This window comes from Prosthecobacter sp. Pr1 (assembly GCF_057652315.1).
In genome coordinates this window covers 17,887-35,214 of record NZ_JBYFBS010000014.1, presented here as the reverse complement: position 1 = coordinate 35,214, position 17,328 = coordinate 17,887, and the positions used below count along the sequence as shown (strand labels likewise).

General features: G+C 58.8%; 17 protein-coding genes. 11 read left to right on the top strand and 6 right to left on the bottom strand.

Going from position 1 to position 17,328, the window contains the following annotated elements; translation table 11 throughout:
* Positions 1 to 33 precede the first annotated feature (33 nt).
* Positions 34 to 834 carry an SDR family NAD(P)-dependent oxidoreductase gene (locus tag AC24GY_RS20335; RefSeq protein ID WP_487686770.1) on the bottom strand — a complete coding sequence of 267 codons (801 nt, stop codon included), beginning with the start codon at positions 832 to 834 and terminating at the stop codon, positions 34 to 36.
* Positions 835 to 881: 47 nt separating this feature from the next.
* Between AC24GY_RS20335 and AC24GY_RS20330 the strand changes: the two genes are divergently transcribed.
* Together AC24GY_RS20330 and AC24GY_RS20325 are read left to right on the top strand one after the other, a co-directional pair.
* On the top strand, positions 882 to 1,778 hold the full coding sequence (locus AC24GY_RS20330) for a sugar phosphate isomerase/epimerase family protein (RefSeq protein ID WP_487686691.1): 897 nt from the start codon (positions 882 to 884) through the stop codon (positions 1,776 to 1,778).
* A 42-nt stretch (positions 1,779 to 1,820) separates the two neighbouring features.
* Positions 1,821 to 2,039, top strand: coding sequence for an addiction module protein (locus AC24GY_RS20325; RefSeq protein ID WP_487686690.1), 219 nt, complete (start codon positions 1,821 to 1,823; stop codon positions 2,037 to 2,039).
* 404 nt (positions 2,040 to 2,443) lie between these two features.
* On the opposite strand, the gene AC24GY_RS20320 is transcribed toward AC24GY_RS20325, so the two are convergent.
* Positions 2,444 to 3,217, bottom strand: coding sequence for a hypothetical protein (locus AC24GY_RS20320; protein ID WP_487686689.1), 774 nt, complete (start codon positions 3,215 to 3,217; stop codon positions 2,444 to 2,446).
* A gap of 143 nt (positions 3,218 to 3,360) precedes the next feature.
* On the opposite strand from AC24GY_RS20320, the gene AC24GY_RS20315 reads away from it, so the two are divergent.
* From AC24GY_RS20315 to AC24GY_RS20285, 7 genes are all read left to right on the top strand, one after another.
* On the top strand, positions 3,361 to 4,440 hold the full coding sequence (locus tag AC24GY_RS20315) for a pyridoxal-phosphate-dependent aminotransferase family protein (protein WP_461527290.1): 1,080 nt from the start codon (positions 3,361 to 3,363) through the stop codon (positions 4,438 to 4,440).
* A gap of 160 nt (positions 4,441 to 4,600) precedes the next feature.
* Positions 4,601 to 4,966: a hypothetical protein gene (locus AC24GY_RS20310; RefSeq protein ID WP_487686688.1), complete on the top strand. Its 366-nt coding sequence runs from the start codon at positions 4,601 to 4,603 to the stop codon at positions 4,964 to 4,966.
* Between the two features lie 13 nt (positions 4,967 to 4,979).
* Positions 4,980 to 5,681: a hypothetical protein gene (locus AC24GY_RS20305; protein WP_422315013.1), complete on the top strand. Its 702-nt coding sequence runs from the start codon at positions 4,980 to 4,982 to the stop codon at positions 5,679 to 5,681.
* A 15-nt stretch (positions 5,682 to 5,696) separates the two neighbouring features.
* On the top strand, positions 5,697 to 7,166 hold the full coding sequence (locus tag AC24GY_RS20300; RefSeq protein WP_487686687.1) for an ammonium transporter: 1,470 nt from the start codon (positions 5,697 to 5,699) through the stop codon (positions 7,164 to 7,166).
* A gap of 71 nt (positions 7,167 to 7,237) precedes the next feature.
* Positions 7,238 to 8,416 carry a radical SAM protein gene (locus AC24GY_RS20295; protein ID WP_487686686.1) on the top strand — a complete coding sequence of 393 codons (1,179 nt, stop codon included), beginning with the start codon at positions 7,238 to 7,240 and terminating at the stop codon, positions 8,414 to 8,416.
* Positions 8,417 to 8,582: 166 nt separating this feature from the next.
* Positions 8,583 to 9,284 (top strand): hypothetical protein, encoded by a 702-nt coding sequence (locus AC24GY_RS20290; protein ID WP_487686685.1) that lies wholly within the window; start codon positions 8,583 to 8,585, stop codon positions 9,282 to 9,284.
* 136 nt (positions 9,285 to 9,420) lie between these two features.
* Positions 9,421 to 9,705 carry a hypothetical protein gene (locus tag AC24GY_RS20285; protein WP_422315021.1) on the top strand — a complete coding sequence of 95 codons (285 nt, stop codon included), beginning with the start codon at positions 9,421 to 9,423 and terminating at the stop codon, positions 9,703 to 9,705.
* A 90-nt stretch (positions 9,706 to 9,795) separates the two neighbouring features.
* Here the strand turns inward: AC24GY_RS20285 and AC24GY_RS20280 are convergent, their stop codons facing one another.
* Positions 9,796 to 10,368, bottom strand: a complete 573-nt coding sequence (locus AC24GY_RS20280) for a hypothetical protein (protein ID WP_422315023.1) — start codon at positions 10,366 to 10,368, stop codon at positions 9,796 to 9,798.
* 53 nt (positions 10,369 to 10,421) lie between these two features.
* Positions 10,422 to 12,794: a Tex family protein gene (locus AC24GY_RS20275; protein WP_487686684.1), complete on the bottom strand. Its 2,373-nt coding sequence runs from the start codon at positions 12,792 to 12,794 to the stop codon at positions 10,422 to 10,424.
* Positions 12,795 to 12,961: 167 nt separating this feature from the next.
* On the opposite strand from AC24GY_RS20275, the gene AC24GY_RS20270 reads away from it, so the two are divergent.
* Together AC24GY_RS20270 and AC24GY_RS20265 are read left to right on the top strand one after the other, a co-directional pair.
* Positions 12,962 to 14,182 carry a PQQ-binding-like beta-propeller repeat protein gene (locus AC24GY_RS20270; RefSeq protein WP_487686683.1) on the top strand — a complete coding sequence of 407 codons (1,221 nt, stop codon included), beginning with the start codon at positions 12,962 to 12,964 and terminating at the stop codon, positions 14,180 to 14,182.
* A 5-nt stretch (positions 14,183 to 14,187) separates the two neighbouring features.
* Entirely contained in the window at positions 14,188 to 15,543 is a 1,356-nt protein-coding gene (locus AC24GY_RS20265) for a neutral/alkaline non-lysosomal ceramidase N-terminal domain-containing protein (RefSeq protein ID WP_487686682.1), read from the top strand.
* A gap of 19 nt (positions 15,544 to 15,562) precedes the next feature.
* On the opposite strand, the gene AC24GY_RS20260 is transcribed toward AC24GY_RS20265, so the two are convergent.
* Both AC24GY_RS20260 and AC24GY_RS20255 read right to left on the bottom strand, forming a co-directional pair.
* A complete protein-coding gene (locus tag AC24GY_RS20260; RefSeq protein WP_487686681.1) occupies positions 15,563 to 16,156 on the bottom strand; it encodes a Uma2 family endonuclease in 594 nt (197 codons plus the stop codon).
* Between the two features lie 111 nt (positions 16,157 to 16,267).
* Positions 16,268 to 17,269, bottom strand: coding sequence for a sugar phosphate isomerase/epimerase family protein (locus AC24GY_RS20255; RefSeq protein ID WP_487686680.1), 1,002 nt, complete (start codon positions 17,267 to 17,269; stop codon positions 16,268 to 16,270).
* Between the last annotated feature and the right edge of the window lie 59 nt (positions 17,270 to 17,328).

Here is a 17,328-nt window from a genome sequence, read left to right as displayed (position 1 = left end):
ATGGTCGTGGCTGTTGAATCAAGCATCTAGAATCTAGCATCGAGCATCCGGAATCTGTCCTTCGCTCACCGTCCACCCGCCGTCCACGGCCAGGACTTGGCCGGTGATGAATTTGGAATCGGCAGAGAGCAGCATCAGCGCCGCAGCATCGCAGTCTTTGGGGTGGCCGATGCGGCCGCCGTCGAGGGGCTGCTTGGTTTTGATGAAGGTCATGATCTCTTCATTGCCGGCGGCGCGTTTGGACATGGGCGTCTCCACCAGCGCGGGAGCGATCACATTCACGCGGATGTTCTGTGGGGCGTAATACGCGGCGATGGACTTGCTGAAGCCGATGACGCCCGCCTTGGCCGCTGCGTAGGCATGCGAGGCAAAGAACTGCGCGGAGGGCGAGTAGCCGAGCACGCTGGCCATGTTGAGGATCACCCCGCCGCCACCCTGCTTGAGGAACTGCTTCACAGCGGCGCGATTGGAGTAGATGACGGAGTTCAAATTGAGAGCGAGCGTGTAGTCCAAGCCCTCGTCGGTCATTTCATGCAGGGGGCCGTCTCCCCGGCTGCGGCCACTGCCGCCAGCGACGTGGTAGAGTGCATCCAGACGGCCAAATTCGCTGACAGTCAGCTCTACCGCACGCTCCGCGGCCTCCGGGGTGGCGGCATCGGCGGCAAAGCCCCGTGCCTGAGGGCCGAGTTCTGCCAGAGCGGCGTCCACATTCTCCTGCGTGCGGCTTGTCACCACCACCCGCGCACCGGTGGCCACGAGCTTTTTTGCCGCAGACAGGCCCAGGCCTGTGGTGCCGCCCATGAGGATGATGTTCTGGCCGGAGACGGAATGCATGTTGAGTGAAGGAGTCGGACGTGCGATGTCGTTGTTCAAGCTCACTCATGAACACACGACGTACTTTCCTGCGCAACCTCTCAAGTTTGGCTTTTACGGCTCCGCTGATGGCGGAAACGCCGAAATCGAAGAACACCGTGTGTTTTTTCACCAAGCACCTGCAAGGCCTGAGCTTTGATGACATCGCCAGTCTGGGCGCGGAGGCGGGCTTCAATGGTGTGGAGTCACCGATCCGCCCCAAAGGGCACATCGAGCCGGAAAAGGTGGTGGATGAGCTGCCGAAGTACATCGAGGCGCTGAAAAAGCAGGGCCTGGAAATGACCATCCTGACCTCCGGCATCAATGAGGTGAGCAAGGAGCAGCGCACGGAGGAGGTGCTGCGCACAGCGGCCAAGCTGGGCGTGAAGCGCTTCCGCATGAACTACTACAAGTACGATCTCAAGCAGCCCATCTGGGAGCAGCTTCAGGCCGTGCGCCCCAAGATCAAGGACCTCGTGGCCCTGTGCAAGGAGATCGGCATCCAGCCCATGTTTCAAAATCACAGCGGCAAGGACTACTTCGGCGCGCCCGTGTGGGACATCTACTCCATCATGCGCGAGTATCCGGCGGCGGACTTCAGCTTCGCCTACGACATCCTGCATTCCACCTGCGAAGGCGGCCTGTCCTGGCCCCTGGAGTTCAACCTCGTCAAAGACCACATCGGCGCCGCCTATTTCAAAGATTTCAAATGGGACGGCCGCAAGCTCGTGACCGTCCCCATCGGCGAAGGCCAGGTGGACCCCGCCTACGGCAAAATGCTCATGAAAACCGGCTACACCGGCCCGATTTCGCTGCATCTGGAGTATCTCAAGGGCGATCCGAAGGACCCAGCTGTGCTGAAGGAATTCCGCGAGGCGCATGTGAGGGATATGAAGACGCTGAGTGGGTGGCTGGGCTGGGCGTGACGCCACCTTGACTGCCCGCCTCCATACCCTTATTCTCAGCACATGATCGCCGAACGCTTCCCTGAGATCGCGCAACTGCCTGACGAGGACAAGCTGACCCTCATGGCCGAGCTTTGGCAGGACGTGACGGACGATACGGCTAATGAAAACCCGGAGCTTGCGGCTTTCGTGGAACAGCGCTGGCAAGAGTATCTGCAGCATCCTGAGCATGTATCGCCATGGAGCGAGGTGAAGGCGCGCATCCTGGCCTCCCGTGCATGAAGCGCGAGTTGATTTGGACATGGGCTGCCGAGGCCGACATGCAGCGGTTTTATGCCATTGCTGAGGATCATGCTGAAGGCTTTTGAGTTCGTCTGCTTTCAGAGGTCGAAAGAGCAGCGGCATTGCTGCTTTGCTTCCCGCTGATGACAGCACAGTGGCGGTTTCCAGTAAGGCGACTGATTTTGCGCCGCCGCCAACTGGCCCTCTTTTACGTACCCGAGCCACGTGACATCGTGGTCATTGGCGTGGCCGATCTGCGTTGTGATCCAGACGATTTGTGGCGCGAGATGCAAGGGCGGCTGCCTTGACCAGCAACCCCAAGGATGCCGCCGTGCTCAAAAGCTTCCGCGAGGCCCACGTGGGCAACTTCGCGACGCTAGTGGTGGCCGGGGCGGACTTGAGCCTCACTTTTCTTTCGTGGCATCAAAACGCCAAGGACCTCCCCTATTCTTATATGCATTCGGATCTTTGGGTGAAGCGTGTATACCACCAACAGAACTCTGAATATCGTATTCGAAAGACGTGACGCGCACTCCGCCTCTGAACGATCCCTCAAAATGAAATTGAACGTAGCCGATGAAAGGCAGATTCCTGGAGAAGAAGTCCGGATCCTGCTTCAAAATCCATTTAACAGCGGCCTCCTCGTCGCTTGCCCAAGGTATATTGAGCATTTGATACTCCCGAAACAATTCTTTATAACGGCTTTGTTCTATTTTGGGAACCTGCAACCTTCCCGAAAACTGGAGCCCCTTGCCTCGTGATTTCTGCCCTGATACGTGAGAGAGAATCCTCGGCTCTAATGCGGCAGGGAGATTCTGCCAGGTTGACCAATTCTTTTTATCCGGGCTGTACCGGGCAAAAAGCCGTCCATGTGATTTGAATTCCTCAGAGACAGGACCGACCTCTCCCACTAGCGTGACACCTGTCGCTGGGCGCCAGTCGGTTCCGACGGCAATCGGAGCCGTGGTGAAGGAGCCGTCTCGTGATGCTTGACTGTCTCCATCCCAGCCCAGACCGTTTTGGGTGTAATTCAGTTTGTCTGAAGGTGCTATTGTGATGCGAGGGTCGTCTTTGGTGATTTTCGTGAAGTCTATGAATTTTGAATCATTGTAGAACATCACTGCCTTGGCTGACAGAATGCATAAGAGCACAAAGACGGTGATAATGAATGGACGCATGGGATGATGACTGCGTTTGTATGAAAAGCCGCCTCCCCTGTCAAGATGTGCCGCAGGCGGCAATGCCTGGATGCAAACGCCAGTTTCTCGGGCTTGCGCAGACGGGCGGGCCTTCTACACTCGCCTTCCCCCTTCCACCAAGCATGAGCACCCACGTCAAACTTTACATCCCTGGACCCGTTGAAGTCAGCCCTGACACCTATGCTGCGATGGCGCAGCCAATGATCGGGCACCGCGGCAAGGGGTTTCAGGACCTTTACGCCGAGATCCAGCCGATGCTGCAGACTCTCTTCGGCACGAAACAGCAGGTGTTTCTGAGCACTTCCTCCGCCTGGGGCGTGATGGAGGGTTCCATCCGCAATCTGGTGAAGAAAAAGGTCCTCAACTGCTGCAACGGCGCCTTCTCCGACAAGTGGCTGGACGTTTCCAAGCGCTGCGGCAAGGAAGCTGAAGCCTACACCGTGGAGTGGGGCCAGCCCGTGCGTGCTGACGAGATCGACAAGCGCCTGGCCACGGGTGAGTTCGACGCAGTGACCTTCATCCACAACGAGACCTCCACCGGCGTGCTCAGTCCCATCGCGGAAATCGCCGCGCTGAAGAAGAAGTACCCGGATGTGATGTTCATCACGGATTCCGTGTCCGGCTTCACCACTGTGCCGGTGAATTTCGACGAACTCGGCATCGACGTGCTGCTGACCGGCAGCCAGAAGGCCTTCGCACTGCCTCCGGGTCTTGCCCTCTTCACCGCTTCCGAAGCGGCGATGGCACGTGCGGCCACGATCAACGACCGCGGCTACTACTTTGACTTCCTGGAGTTCAAGGCCAACGGCGAGAAGAGCATGACGCCGAGCACGCCGTGCATTTCCCTGATCTACGGCCTGCGCCACCAGTTGCAGAAGATCTTCGCCGAAGGCGTGGACAACCGCTACGCCCGCCACGCCAAGCTCAACGGCATGGTGCACGAGTGGGTGCGCCGCAACGGCTTCGAATTCTTCGCCCCTGAAGGCTTCCGCTCCAAGTCCCTGACCTGCGTGGCGAACAACAAGGGCATCGACGTGGCGGCCTTCATCGCCCTGCTGAAGAAGAACCACAGCATGATCATCGACGGCGGCTACGGCAAGCTGAAGGGCAAGACCTTCCGCGTCTCCAACATGGGCGACGAGTCCGAAGCCAGCATCAGCACGGTCATCGCCGCGCTGGATGACAGCCTCGCCAAGCTCTAGTCGATACCCACCTCATTTCACCCCGTGAGGGTGATTCATCCATTGCCGAACGGCCCTGAGAAATCAGGGCCGTTCTTTTTTGTGCGCCAGCCTGTATTCACAAAGCTGTTACGAGGTGTGCGGCATGTTGGCACGCGGGATGCTTTGAATAAGCATTCAGATGGAACCAACTCGCATCATTCCGATCTCATCAGCCCGCCACGCTGCGGGTGCGCAACCCAGCAACATCGTCCGCATGGAACCCGATCCTGGTCTGATCAAGATGGAGTCCTTTCAGGGACGCGAAACTCTGTCAGGTGGCGACACCGAGTCCGCCCAGCGTTTCGCCGGCGAGGTGAAATATGTTGGGTACTTCGCAGACAAGCTGGCGGAGACGCTCGGCATGCGCCGTTTGGAAATCGCCATCGTGGAAGACAGGGATGGTCAGACATCCATCAGCACGGGGGAAAAGACTGGCAGCTGGCACGGAATGATCAGCAACAACCGCCGGTCGATCAAACAGGTGCGCGAGTCACTGGCACGCTGATCCCGATTTCCTCATGAGTTTGAATTCTGTGATCACCTCCGCAGCCTCCCTGCAACGCCTCGACGGCGTGGCAGGCGTAATGCTTTTCAAAGGCCGCAACACCATCCACCGGCAGATGCCCTTCTCCGACACGCGTGCGGAGAACCTGCGTGAAATCATCATCCAGATGCTCGACGGCTACCGCCAGGTGCGTCGAAAAATGCACCAGGTCTTCCTGGAATTTGACGGCGGCTCCCTGCTCATTGTGACGCAGGATGAAGCGGTGATGCTGTTCTTCCTCACCTCACGTGCAGACTCCGATCTCGCGGCCAGCGCCGCATCGGTGATGCTCAATGATCACGCCAAGGTGCTGAACGATGCCTCTACGGAGGCGCAGCCAGCTTCAAAGCCGCCGGCAGACGGCATCGAAGAACTCGTCGTCACAAGTCCGCGTGCTCTCTCCCAGCTCACCGAAAAAGCAGAAACGACCGTCAATCAGTGGGGAGCTGTGCGCAAATGCGTGGAAGGCGTGCTGGGCAAGGTCATGGGCCGTGCGCAGGCCAGCAATCTGATCCAACGCACCATTGACGAAGCGAAAATCCCCGACCCCTACCGCCTTTCCGCCACGGAGGTGCGCAAGCTCGCCATCAGCGTGATCGAGCATGTGCCGAACACTTCGAAACGCCGTCAGCTGCTCGTCGAACTCGACGCCTCGATGGAACATTTGAAATTCTGAACCTGACCCACACACATGCTGCACTTCCGCGCCTGCCTTTTTGCCTTCATCACACTGCTCACCTGTGCGTCTGCCCAGGAAGGCAGCGCCAAGATCGAGGCCAAGCTCGACACCATCATTCAAAAGCTGGATGCCAGCCAGGGCACCCTGAGTGAGGTGGCCAGAGCCGTGAAACCTGCGACCGCACCCGCCGCGGCGGCTCCCGCTGTTGCCAGCACGCCGGCAGACGCAGCCCTGAAGTCTGACATTGAGACGGTGCAGATGAATCTGAACTATGTCTGGATGGTGGCCACGGGAGCGCTGGTCTTTGTGATGCAGGCCGGATTTGCGATGGTGGAACTGGGATTCGCACGGGCGAAAAACAGCATCAACATCATCATGAAGAACTTCCTCGACTTCTGCATCAGCGCCATCGTCTTCCTGTTCATCGGCTTTGGCTTGATGTTCGGCACCAGCGCGGGCGGCTGGATCGGCAGTGACAGTTTCTGGATCTCCAATCACGCGGCAGACGACAAGCTGTGGGCCTTCTGGTTCTTCCAGGTCGTTTTCGCCGGCACCGCCTGCACCATTGTTTCCGGAGCCATGGCGGAGCGCACGAAATTCGTCGGCTACCTGATTTATGCTGGCCTGCTGGCGGGCCTTGTGTATCCGCTCGGTGGGCATTGGGCCTGGGGCAGCTTCGGCGGCGCGTTTGGAGTCGGCGGAGAAAAGGGCTGGCTGGAAGCGCTGGGCTTCGTCGATTTCGCCGGATCCACGGTGGTGCATGGCTGCGGTGGTGCATGCGCACTGGCTGGCATTCTGGTCGTCGGAGCAAGGCATGGCCGCTTCGCCAAGGACGGCACGCCGCGACTGATCGCTGGTCATAATATTCCACTCGCCGCTTTCGGGGTGTTCATCCTGTGGTTTGGCTGGTTTGGCTTCAATGCCGGTTCCACCCTCATCGGCAACGGCACGATTGGCCGCATCGCGGTGAACACCACCATCGCTCCTGCGGCAGCCGCCCTTTCCGCCATGATTTCCATGTGGTTTGTGCAAGGCCGGCCGGACGTGGGCATCACGCTCAACGGTTCGCTGGGTGGGGCCGTCGGAGTCACCGCCTGCTGCGCCAATATTTCTCCCGCCTCCGCCTTAGTCGTCGGTTTGATCGCGGGCATCATCACCACGGTGGCCACCATCGCGCTGGAGCGCATGCAGATCGACGATGCCGTGGGCGCGGTGCCGGTGCATCTCGCGAATGGCTGGTGGGGAACCCTCAGCGTGGCCCTCTTCAATCAGGACGGCTTTGATGCGCACAAGCTCGGCGTGCAGGCGCTGGGCACCTTTTCTGTCACGCTCTCCGCGTTCACCATCTGCTTTGCCATCTTCAAGCTGGTGGACAAGCTCGTCGGCCTGCGCGCCACGGACAATGAGCAGATCGACGGGCTCGACTTTGCCGAGCACGCCGCCAACGCCTACCCCGACTTCCAGACCACGGAACAGGCCTGAGGCAACCTAGGTCACGCAATGCGCAAGATCGGCGGCGCGACCCGGACGCGGTTGTGCGTTGATTCCGGGTCATGATCAATCTCACCCGTCTTTACTGTGATGTCGCCCAGCCCATGGACCACCTGCGCTATGGCCGCGGCCACGGTTCCCCGACTTCCGCCGCTGAGCGCCGGCCCATTGTCGTCTGGAACATCACCCGCCGCTGCAATCTGAAGTGCGTCCATTGCTACCAAGATTCTGATTCGAAATTCTACCCCGGTGAACTCAGTTGGGAGCAGTGCAAAGCCGTCATCGATGACCTCGCCGAGTACAAAGTGCCCGCCCTGCTGCTTTCCGGCGGCGAACCCACGATCCATCCGCATTTCTTTGAACTGGCCGAATACGCCACGGGCAAGGGCCTGCGTCTCACGCTTTCCACCAACGGCACGCTGATCAATCCCGAGTGGGCGCAGCGCATCAAGGACATCGGCTTCTCCTACGTCGGCATCTCGCTCGATGGCATGGGTGCCACGCACGACCACTTCCGTGGCAAGGTGGGAGCCTTTGACAAAGCGGTGGCTGCGTTTCGGAACTGCAAGGCGGTGGGCCAGAAGGTGGGCCTGCGCCTCACGCTCTCCCGTCACAACATCGCCGACATCGAATCCATCCTCGACTTCATCGAGAAGGAGGACATCGAGCGCGTCTGCTTTTACCACCTCGTTTACAGCGGTCGTGGTGCCGATCTCATGGAAGTGCCGCACGAGGAGACACGCGGAGCCATCGACAAGATCCTCGATCGCACCGCCAAGTGGGCCGCGAGCGGCAAGCCCCGTGAGGTTTTGACCGTCGATCAACCTGTCGACGGCCCCTACCTCTACATGCGTCTGAAACGGGAGAACCCCGAACGTGCCGCACGTGCGATGGAACTGCTCACCTGGAACGGCGGCGGTGCGAACAGCAGCGGCACCGGCATCAGCAACATCGACACCCAGGGCAATGTGCACCCCGACCAGTTCTGGCATGAACTCACGCTGGGGAACGTGAAGGACCGCAAGTTCAGCGACATCTGGAGCAATCGCGACAACGCCACGCTCAATGCCCTGCGGGATCGCAAACAGCACCTGACTGGCAAGTGCGCGCAATGCAGTTTCCTGGATGTCTGCGGTGGCGGCTTCCGCGTGCGCGCTCTGCAAATGACCGGCGATCTGTGGGCGCCTGACCCATCCTGCTATCTCAATGATCAAGAGATAGGCATCGCTCAAGCGGCTTAAAAAATATCCAGTTTAGCTGGTATGGAAATTTAGCGAATTACATCGTAATCACTGGATTTTACGACGCTGTTGTCTTGCCCTTTGGGCATACTCCTGCAAGCATGGTCAGGCGTTGTGTGAAGTTACACTTCGCATCAACGTCATCACCTTCATCTTCTTAAAATCCATGAAAGCTTCGCGTTGCCCCACCGCCTGTGTTGCGCGCATGTTCGCCATGCTGACGCCGGTCGTCCTTCTGGTCCAGTGCGCCATGCCACCCAGGGAGGCCTGGCACAGCATTCAGACGAACGGACTGATTCCCTACCTGACCTCTGCGAGACCGTCACCGCCATTCCGCACCGGTGCTTTGTACGCCCACCGTTACTCCTCCTACACTCAGCGCCCTCGCTACGGCACCGGTTACACGCCCAACAACTATTTCAGCACGCTCTCCACGGGATTGGGCAGTTCCAGGTATGTGCCTCGTAAGCGGTCGAGCAGTTCCTCGCTGGTACGCAGCCCGGATGTGAAAATTCCGGTGGAAGAACCTGTCCACACGGCTCCTCCGCGCATCGCGCACAATCCGCCTCCCGTCAGCCCGGCACCAAAAAACACTGACAGTGCCGAAGCCACCACTGAAAGCCTGCCCTACGGCGCCCCAGTCCCGGGCCGTATCAACATGGTGAACAGCCCCTTCGCCGGCAAAACGCAGCTGGTGGATGTTTCCGGCATGAGTGCCGGCCAGACCGTGAAGTGCCCCTACACTGGCAAATTGTTCAAAGTACCGCCAACCCAGCAGGCTGCAAACAGCGTGGAATCGCGATTGGAATCCAAGCCCGAGGCCCCCAAGGCCAGCGAGGAGCCCAAAGCCGAGGACAAAAAACCCTGAAAACTGCTCCAAAAGAGGGTTTCACCGCGCTCGAACCCCGGGAAACCGGGGGCGGACTGCATTTGATCTTGATTCGACCTTGATCAGTGGAACTCTTGCCGCCCTCAAAACCGCAAACGACAACCGATCATCCATCATGGGTCAACAACTGAACAAAGTCATCAAACGCCGCCGCCGTAAGCTCTATCTTGCCCGCAAGAAAGCTCTGGCCAAGGCCGGCGTCTCCCGCAAAGCACGCGCCGTTAAATCCGAAGCCAAAACCGCCAAGAAGGCTCCAGCCAAGAAAGCTGCCGTCAAGAAGGCCACCACCAAGCCCAAGGCTGCTGAAGTCGCCGCCGAAGCCACTCCAGCCCTTGAAGTCGCAGCTCCGGCCGTTGAAGTTGCTGAGACCGCCGCTCCTGAAGCTGCTGCCCAGGAATAACCGGTTAGCCGCGCAGTCATTTCAAAACAAGACCACCGTCATGGCCTGCCGTGACGGTGTTTTTTTGTGCTGATGCGCTTCCGGCCCCGCTTAGCGGAACCACAAGTTCCCGCCTGCACCTGAACCACCGCCGGAGGAGCTTGAATTGTAGCCGTCGTAATAGCCGCGTTCAAAGCTGGAGCGATAGCGCGGATCATAGCGCCCTACCTGCGCCGAAGGATCGGCCACCCGTCCGCCTGTGCGGTCACGCAGACCATAGTCGTAACCTTGGTTGTAGGTCGGATCACGCGGTGCCTGCTGCTGCGGCACATTTTGCGCAGGTGGCTGGGCCATGCCCTGATTCGGATAGCCCCCGACTTCTCGGCGGCTGTTCATCGTCAGGCTATAGCTTTGATTGTATGCATCGCGGTAAGCCATCTCGGTATTGCGGTCATAGCGTGATGGATAGCGCTGGTAGTTCTGGCTCTGGCCCTGCTGGGCATCCATCTGCCCGTCCTGCTGGCCACGCTCAAACGCCATGCTGTTCATCTGCGAACCTTGGTCCCGCATGTCCTGGCGGTACGGATTCGCATAGGGATCAGCACCGTTCGGACCTTGATAAGGATCCACGCATTGCGTGAGAAGCAGCGGCAGAGCCAGTGTGAGGAGATGGGCTGATTTCATAAGCTGAATCGTATGGGAAGATCACGGACTGGCAAGAATGCAGTCGGCTGAAACTACTTCTTCCCCTTGGCCGCAGCCGCAGTGAACCAGTCGCCACCACCGCCGCCGCCAAAGGGATTGCCCATGCCGCCGCCGGAGCTGCGCTGGCCACCACCACCGCTGGAAAAGCTGCGCTGACCGCCGCCGCCAGGCCCACCCGCAGGACGTGGCCCTGCGGCCCCCTGCTTCTTCTCAAAGTCTGGCTTGGATTTCATGCTCAGGGCGATGCGTTTGCGCGGAATGTCCACTTCCGTGACCGTGACCTGCACACGCTGCGCCACTTTCACGACTTCCGCAGCATCACGCACAAAGGTGTCACTGAGCTGGCTCACATGCACGAGGCCGTCCTGATGCACGCCGATGTCCACAAAAGCGCCAAAGGCCGTTACGTTCGTCACGATGCCCGGCAGCTTCATGCCCACGGTGAGATCCTTCATGTCGTTCACGCCGTCGGCGAAGCTGAAGACTTCGAACTGCTTGCGCGGATCGCGGCCTGGCTTGGCGAGCTCATTCATGATGTCCTGCAGCGTTGGCAGACCCACGTCCTGGCTCACATACTTCTTGAGGTCGATCTTCTGGCGCAGGTCCGCACGCTGCATGAGCTCCGGCACCGTGCAGCCGATGTCAGCCGCCATTTTCTCGACGAGAGGGTAGCGCTCTGGGTGCACCGCGCTGGCATCCAGCGGATGCACGGCATCACGAATGCGCAGGAAGCCTGCCGCCTGCTCGAACGCTTTGTCGCCCAGTCTTGGCACCTTCATGAGATCCTTGCGGCTCTTGAACGGGCCGTTCTCATTGCGGAAGGCCACGATGTTGGCCGCATGCGCGCTGTTCAAACCGGACACATAGCTGAGCAGTTGCTTGCTGGCCGTGTTCAGCTCCACACCGACGCCGTTCACCGCACTGATGACCACATGATCGAGACTGGTCTTGAGCTGGTTCTGATCCACGTCGTGCTGATACTGGCCGACGCCGATGGATTTCGGATCGAGCTTCACCAGTTCCGCGAGCGGGTCCATGAGACGGCGGGCGATGGAAACGGAACCACGCACCGTGACGTCATGATTGGGGAACTCCTCACGCGCGACTTCGCTGGCGCTGTAAATGGAGGCGCCGCTTTCGTTCACCATGATCACCGGAATTGAGGCCGGCACGCCGATCTTCTTCACGAACATTTCCGTCTCACGGCTGGCGGTGCCATTGCCGATGGCAATGGCCTGGATCTTGTAACGATCCACCAGATTGAGCACCAAATTTTTCGCGTGCAGCAAGCCACTGCCCTCGCCGAGCAGGTAGATCACATCGTTGTAGAGAAGCTGGCCCTGAGCATCAAGGACGACGACTTTGCAGCCCGTGCGGAAGCCGGGGTCGATGCCGAGAACACGCTTCTGTCCCAGCGGCGCCGCCAGCAGCAGCTCGCGCAGGTTGTCGGCAAACACGCGCACAGCCTCGGTGTCAGCCTTCTTCTTCGATTCAAGACGCGCTTCCGTCTCCATGCTGGAGCTCAGCAGGCGCTTGTAGCTGTCGGCGCATGCCAGCTTCATCTGGTCAGAGCAGGCATTGCCGCCTTTGACAAAAAGGTTTTCGATCAACTTGATCGCGGTGTCTTCCGCAGGCTGGATGCGCATGAGCAAGAAGCCTTCTTTTTCTCCACGACGAATGGCGAGCATGCGGTGAGATGGGATGGCCTTCAGCGGCTCGCTCCAGTCGAAGTAGTCGCGGAACTTCTGCGCCTCTTCGTCCTTTTCTTTTCCAAACATGACCTTGGAAACGACCGTGGACTGCTCCGCGAAAAATTTGCGCAAGGTGGCACGAGCATCCGCATGATCGCTGATGCGCTCCGCGATGATGTCGCGCGCACCACTCAGCGCGTCGTTGGCGTCCTTGACGCGCAGCTCTTCGTTTTCGTGGTCCGGGTTCACATACTTCACCACTTCGCCATTCAGATCCACGCCGTGGGTCATGAGGTTGGCCTCAATGAAGTCCGCCAGCGGCTCCAGACCTTTTTCCTTCGCGATCGTGGCGCGTGTGCGGCGCTTCGGACGGAACGGCGCAAAGATGTCCTCCAGCGTATTCATCGTCTCGGCCTTGTCGATCTTCGCGCGCAGGACGTCGGTCATCAGCTTGCGTTCTTCGAGTGATTTCACAATCGCGGTGCGGCGGTCATCCAGCGCCACGAGCTGCGTCATGCGCTCCTGAATGTTCTGAATTTGCACTTCATCCAGAGACCCGGTGGCCTCCTTTCGGTAACGGGCGATGAAGGGCACGGTGGCGCCATCGGCAAAGAGTTTGGCCGTCGCGCCGACCTGGATGGCCCGCAGGCCCAGCTCTTTGGCGACACGTTCGACGTGGGTGACATTGATGTTGAGTTCGTTAGCAGCAGACATGGTTGGAAAAGGGAAAAGTGAAGGATAAAAATCCGGTTGGGATCAGTGGAGTTAGCGAGACGATCACGGGCAGCAACCATTCAAGATCACATGTGAAAAACTTTTGTCGGAGCCATGGCTTGACATCGTGTTGCGAAATTTCCAAGGCGGCTTCGTATTGAAGCAGCATGAAGAATTTTTTTGTGGCTTTTCTGGTTTCAACCCTTGCATCTGCCGCTGAGGACTGGCCGCGCTGGCGTGGGCCGAATGCGGATGGAGGCTGGAATCCGAAGGATATCCCGGCGGACATTGCCAGGAAAGAGCCCGAGAGACTTTGGAAAAAAGAGATCAGCGCCGGGTTCGGCGGTGTCACTGCAAGCAACGGACGGGTGTATGTGATGGACCGGCTCAAGACTCCCAAAGAGATCGAACGCATTCTGTGTTTCGATGCTGAGAGCGGCACAAATATCTGGCAGCACAGCTGGGAGGTCAGCTACGGCAGCATGGAGTACGGGACCGGGCCGCGTTCATCGGTGAACATTTCCGATGGCAGGGCCTACGCCCTGGGTGCGACGGGTGTGGCATCGTGTCTCGATGCTGTGACGGGCCAGGTGGTATGGCAGGTGGACACGGTCGAAACCTTCGGGGCGAAGATTCCAAAGTGGGGTTTTGCAGCGTCGCCGGTGATCGATGGGAATCGAGTGCTCCTTCATGTCGGGGCAAATGCAGGCTCCGTCATCGCCTTGGACAAAACATCCGGCAAGGAAGTCTGGCGCGGCGGCCCAGATGCAGCGGGTTATTGCACGCCGGAGATCATTTCGCATATGGGCACTCGTCAGCTCATCGCGTGGGGACCGGAGCATGTGCAGAGCCTTGATCCAGACAGCGGTCGGGTGAACTGGCTCGTTCCATACAAGATCACGTATGGCGTCAGCATCGCGCAACCGCTCTATCGTGACGGCATTCTTCTCGTCTCGGGCTACTGGCATGGCGCGAAGGCGCTTCAACTCGAAAAGACTCCCGAGCTGCTGTGGGAAAATCAAACCGAGATCTGCGGCCTCATGTCGGCTCCATTGTACAAAGACGGCGTCGTTTACATGCTCGACAAGACTCGCGGTCTCCAAGCCTTCGAGCTCAAGACCGGCAGAATCCTCTGGAGCGATGACAACTCACTCACTCCGAAGGAGAGCAATCCGCAGATGTCTCTTGTGTGGATGCAGGAATCAACCAACCTCGCCGCCTTGCTCAACGCCAGCGGTGAACTCGTCTATGTCACGCTGAAGCCCGACAAACGCGAGGAACTGGCCCGCTGGCAGATCATCGGCAAAACCTGGGCACATCCGGCATTCGCGGGAAACAGGGTATTTGCGCGCAGCGATAAAGAATTGTCAGCCTGGCGGCTTTGGTAGTGAGTATGAAACTCTGGCTGCCTCTTCTCCTCTGTGTTTTCGTTATCGCCGCCGTCCCTGTTGTGACCGAGGCGCCCGCCTGGAAAGCCGGCGCGGCCTCAGCAAAAATCACCCCGGACAAACCGATGTGGATGGCAGGTTATGCAGGACGCACCAAACCCTCCGAAGGTGTGGAGCTGGATTTGTTCGCGAAAGCATTGGTGCTCACGGATCAGGCAGGCGGGCGCTTCGTTCTCATCACCATGGATTTGATCGGCGTGCCGAGAAATCTGCGCCTTGCCATCGCTGAGCGGGTGAAAAAAGACTACGGCATCGAACCGGCGAACCTCGCCATCAACGCCTCCCACACGCACAGCGGACCGGAACTGCGCACGAGCAAGATTCATGGCGCAGATGATCTGGCGCTGCGTGAGAAAGAAGCGGCTGAATACATGGCCCAGTTGGAAAACACCTTGGTCAAACTCGTCGGTGAAGCGCTGCAAAAATCAGTGCCAGCACATCTCGACTACAGCACGGCCCGCTGTGGTGTCTCCATGAACCGCCGCACGCCGGACGGCAAAGGCGGCTGGAACAATTTCCCGAATCCGAAAGGCTCGGTGGATCAAACGGTGCCCGTGCTCAAAGCCAGCAGCGCAGATGGCAAGGACATCGCGATCATCTTTGGCTACTCCTGCCACTGCACCACGCTGGGTCATCAAAAATTCAGCGGCGACTACGCGGGCTATGCGCAGCAGGAAATTGAAAAAGCGCACCCCGATGCGGTGGCGATGTTTGCGAATGGATGCAGCGGCGATCAGAACCCCTACCCGCGCAAAAAAACGGAACTCGCACAAACCCACGGCAAGTCGCTCGCCACCTCTGTGCAGGCCGCGCTGGAAACCCACATGCAGCGCATCAAGGGCAACATCCGCGCCGCGTATCGCGAGATCCCACTGGCCTATGACAAGCTGCCCACCCGCGAGCAGCTCCTTGAAGAACAGAAGTCCACGAACAAATGGCAGGTCACGCATGCCACCCGCGTGCTCCAGCGCATCGCCGACGAAGGTCCTCTGTCCCCGACCTATCCTTATCCCGTACAGGTGCTTCGCCTTGGCAACGAACTCACGTGGGTCACGCTCGGCGGTGAAGTCGTTGTGGATTACTCACTCCGCCTCAAACAGGACATTAAAGATCCCATCGTCTGGGTCAGCGGCTACACCAACGACGTCATGGCCTACATCCCCAGTCTGCGTATCTGGCAGGAAGGCGGCTACGAAGGTGGTGGTGCCATGATCTACGGCTCACACCCCACGCGCTGGAGCGACAAGACGGAGGAGAATATCGTCAACACGGTGATGGAACTGCGGAAAGCAGTGGAGTGAAAATGAAACTGGCCAGCGCTCAGGAGTTTTTCTTCCCGAACTTTATTCGGTCATAGACTTCGGCCAGTGGAAGCTGGATGCCGAGGCTTTTGATGGAGAGTTCTTGATCGAGTCCCTTGGCTTCGGTGAGGAACCAGAATCCGTCACCGTGACGTTCGTAAATCTCTATGTGAGCGCTGGTTTGGGAAACAAGCACATAGGCTTTTAGAGATTCAAGCTGACGGTAGTTCTCCGCCTTCTTGCCGCGATCGTAGCTCTCAGTGGACTTGGGAAGCACTTCAAAGACGATGGTCGGATTGATCGCAGTCTGCTGGCGCTTGTCCTTGGGATCGAATTCGATTTTCTTGCAAAATACCGAGGCGTCCGGGTAGGTGACTAGACCGGTGGTGGGAACTTTGATGCGCAAATTGCTGTCACATGGCATGCAGGTTTTACCTTTGAGCCTGATGCCAAGTTCACGAAGCAGGCTGGCCACGATCAAGCTGTGCTCCAAACTGCCCCCTGCCATGGCGAATATATCGCCGTCGTGAAACTCGCTCTTGTACACCTCGTTTTCTTCCAAGTCGTAGTACTGCTCTACAGTGTATTTGGTTTTGGCTTTTGCGATGCCCATGGTGGAGAAGCCTACCACTTTGGGAATTTGATTCAATCAACGAAAACGGCCCGGGAGATGATCCCGGGCTGTCAAAGAGTTGCGAATGTTGCGCACGAGCGTGCGCCCCCATCACTTGCTGTTCTCAGCGAACTGCGCGTCGAAGATGATCTTCGATGGCGGGAAGTCGATCTTCTTCACGAAGGCGGCGGATTCGGCGGCGCCGAACTCGCGGTCCATGGCGCCGTCTTCCCACTCGACGCTCAGCGGTCCACCGTAGTCGATGTCGTTGAGAGCGCGGATGATGCGTTCGAAGTTGATGTTGCCACGGCCCACGGACTTGAAGTCCCAGTAACGGCTTGGCTTGTGGAAATCGACGTGGCCACCGAAGACGCCAGCGGTGCCGTCACCGATGCCCCAGGCGACGTCCTTCATGTGCACGTGGAAAATGCGGTCGCTGAACTTGTAGAGGAACTTGATGTAATCCACGCCTTGGTAGCCGAAGTGGCTCGGGTCGTAGTTGAAGCCGAAGGCAGGATGGTAATCGACGGCCTGCAGCGCGCGCTCGGCGCTGGCGATGTCAAAGGCGATCTCGGTGGGATGCACTTCGAGCGCGTAGCGAATGCCGAGCTTTTGATACTCATCGAAGATCGGGGTGAAGCGCTTGGCGAAGTCCTTGTAGCCGGCGTCGATCTGGCCGGGGAGGTTCGGCGGGAAGGAGTAGACGAGGTGCCAGATGCTGCTGCCGGTGAAGCCGTTGACGACACTGACGCCGAAACGCTTGGCGGCGTGTGCGGTCTTGATGAGCTCTTCAGCGGCACGCTGACGGACGCCTTCAGGATTGCCGTCACCATAGATATGGCCGGGAAGAATCTGGGCGTGACGTGGGTCAATGTTGTCGCACACGGCCTGACCAACGAGATGGGTGGAGATGGCGTGGCACTGCATGCCTGCGGCTTTCAGTTTGGCGCGCTTGGCATCGCAGTAGGCCTGATCGGCCTTGTCCACTTCGAAGTGGTCGCCCCAGCAGGCGAGTTCGACACCGTCATAACCGAAAGCCTTGGCCTTCTGGATCATGGTATCAACGGAAAGATCGGCCCACTGGCCGGTGAAGAGAGTGACGGGGCGTGGCATGTCGGGTGTGTGGTTGAGTTGAGGCGGGGAAGAAGGAGAAAGATTGGCGAAAGTCGACT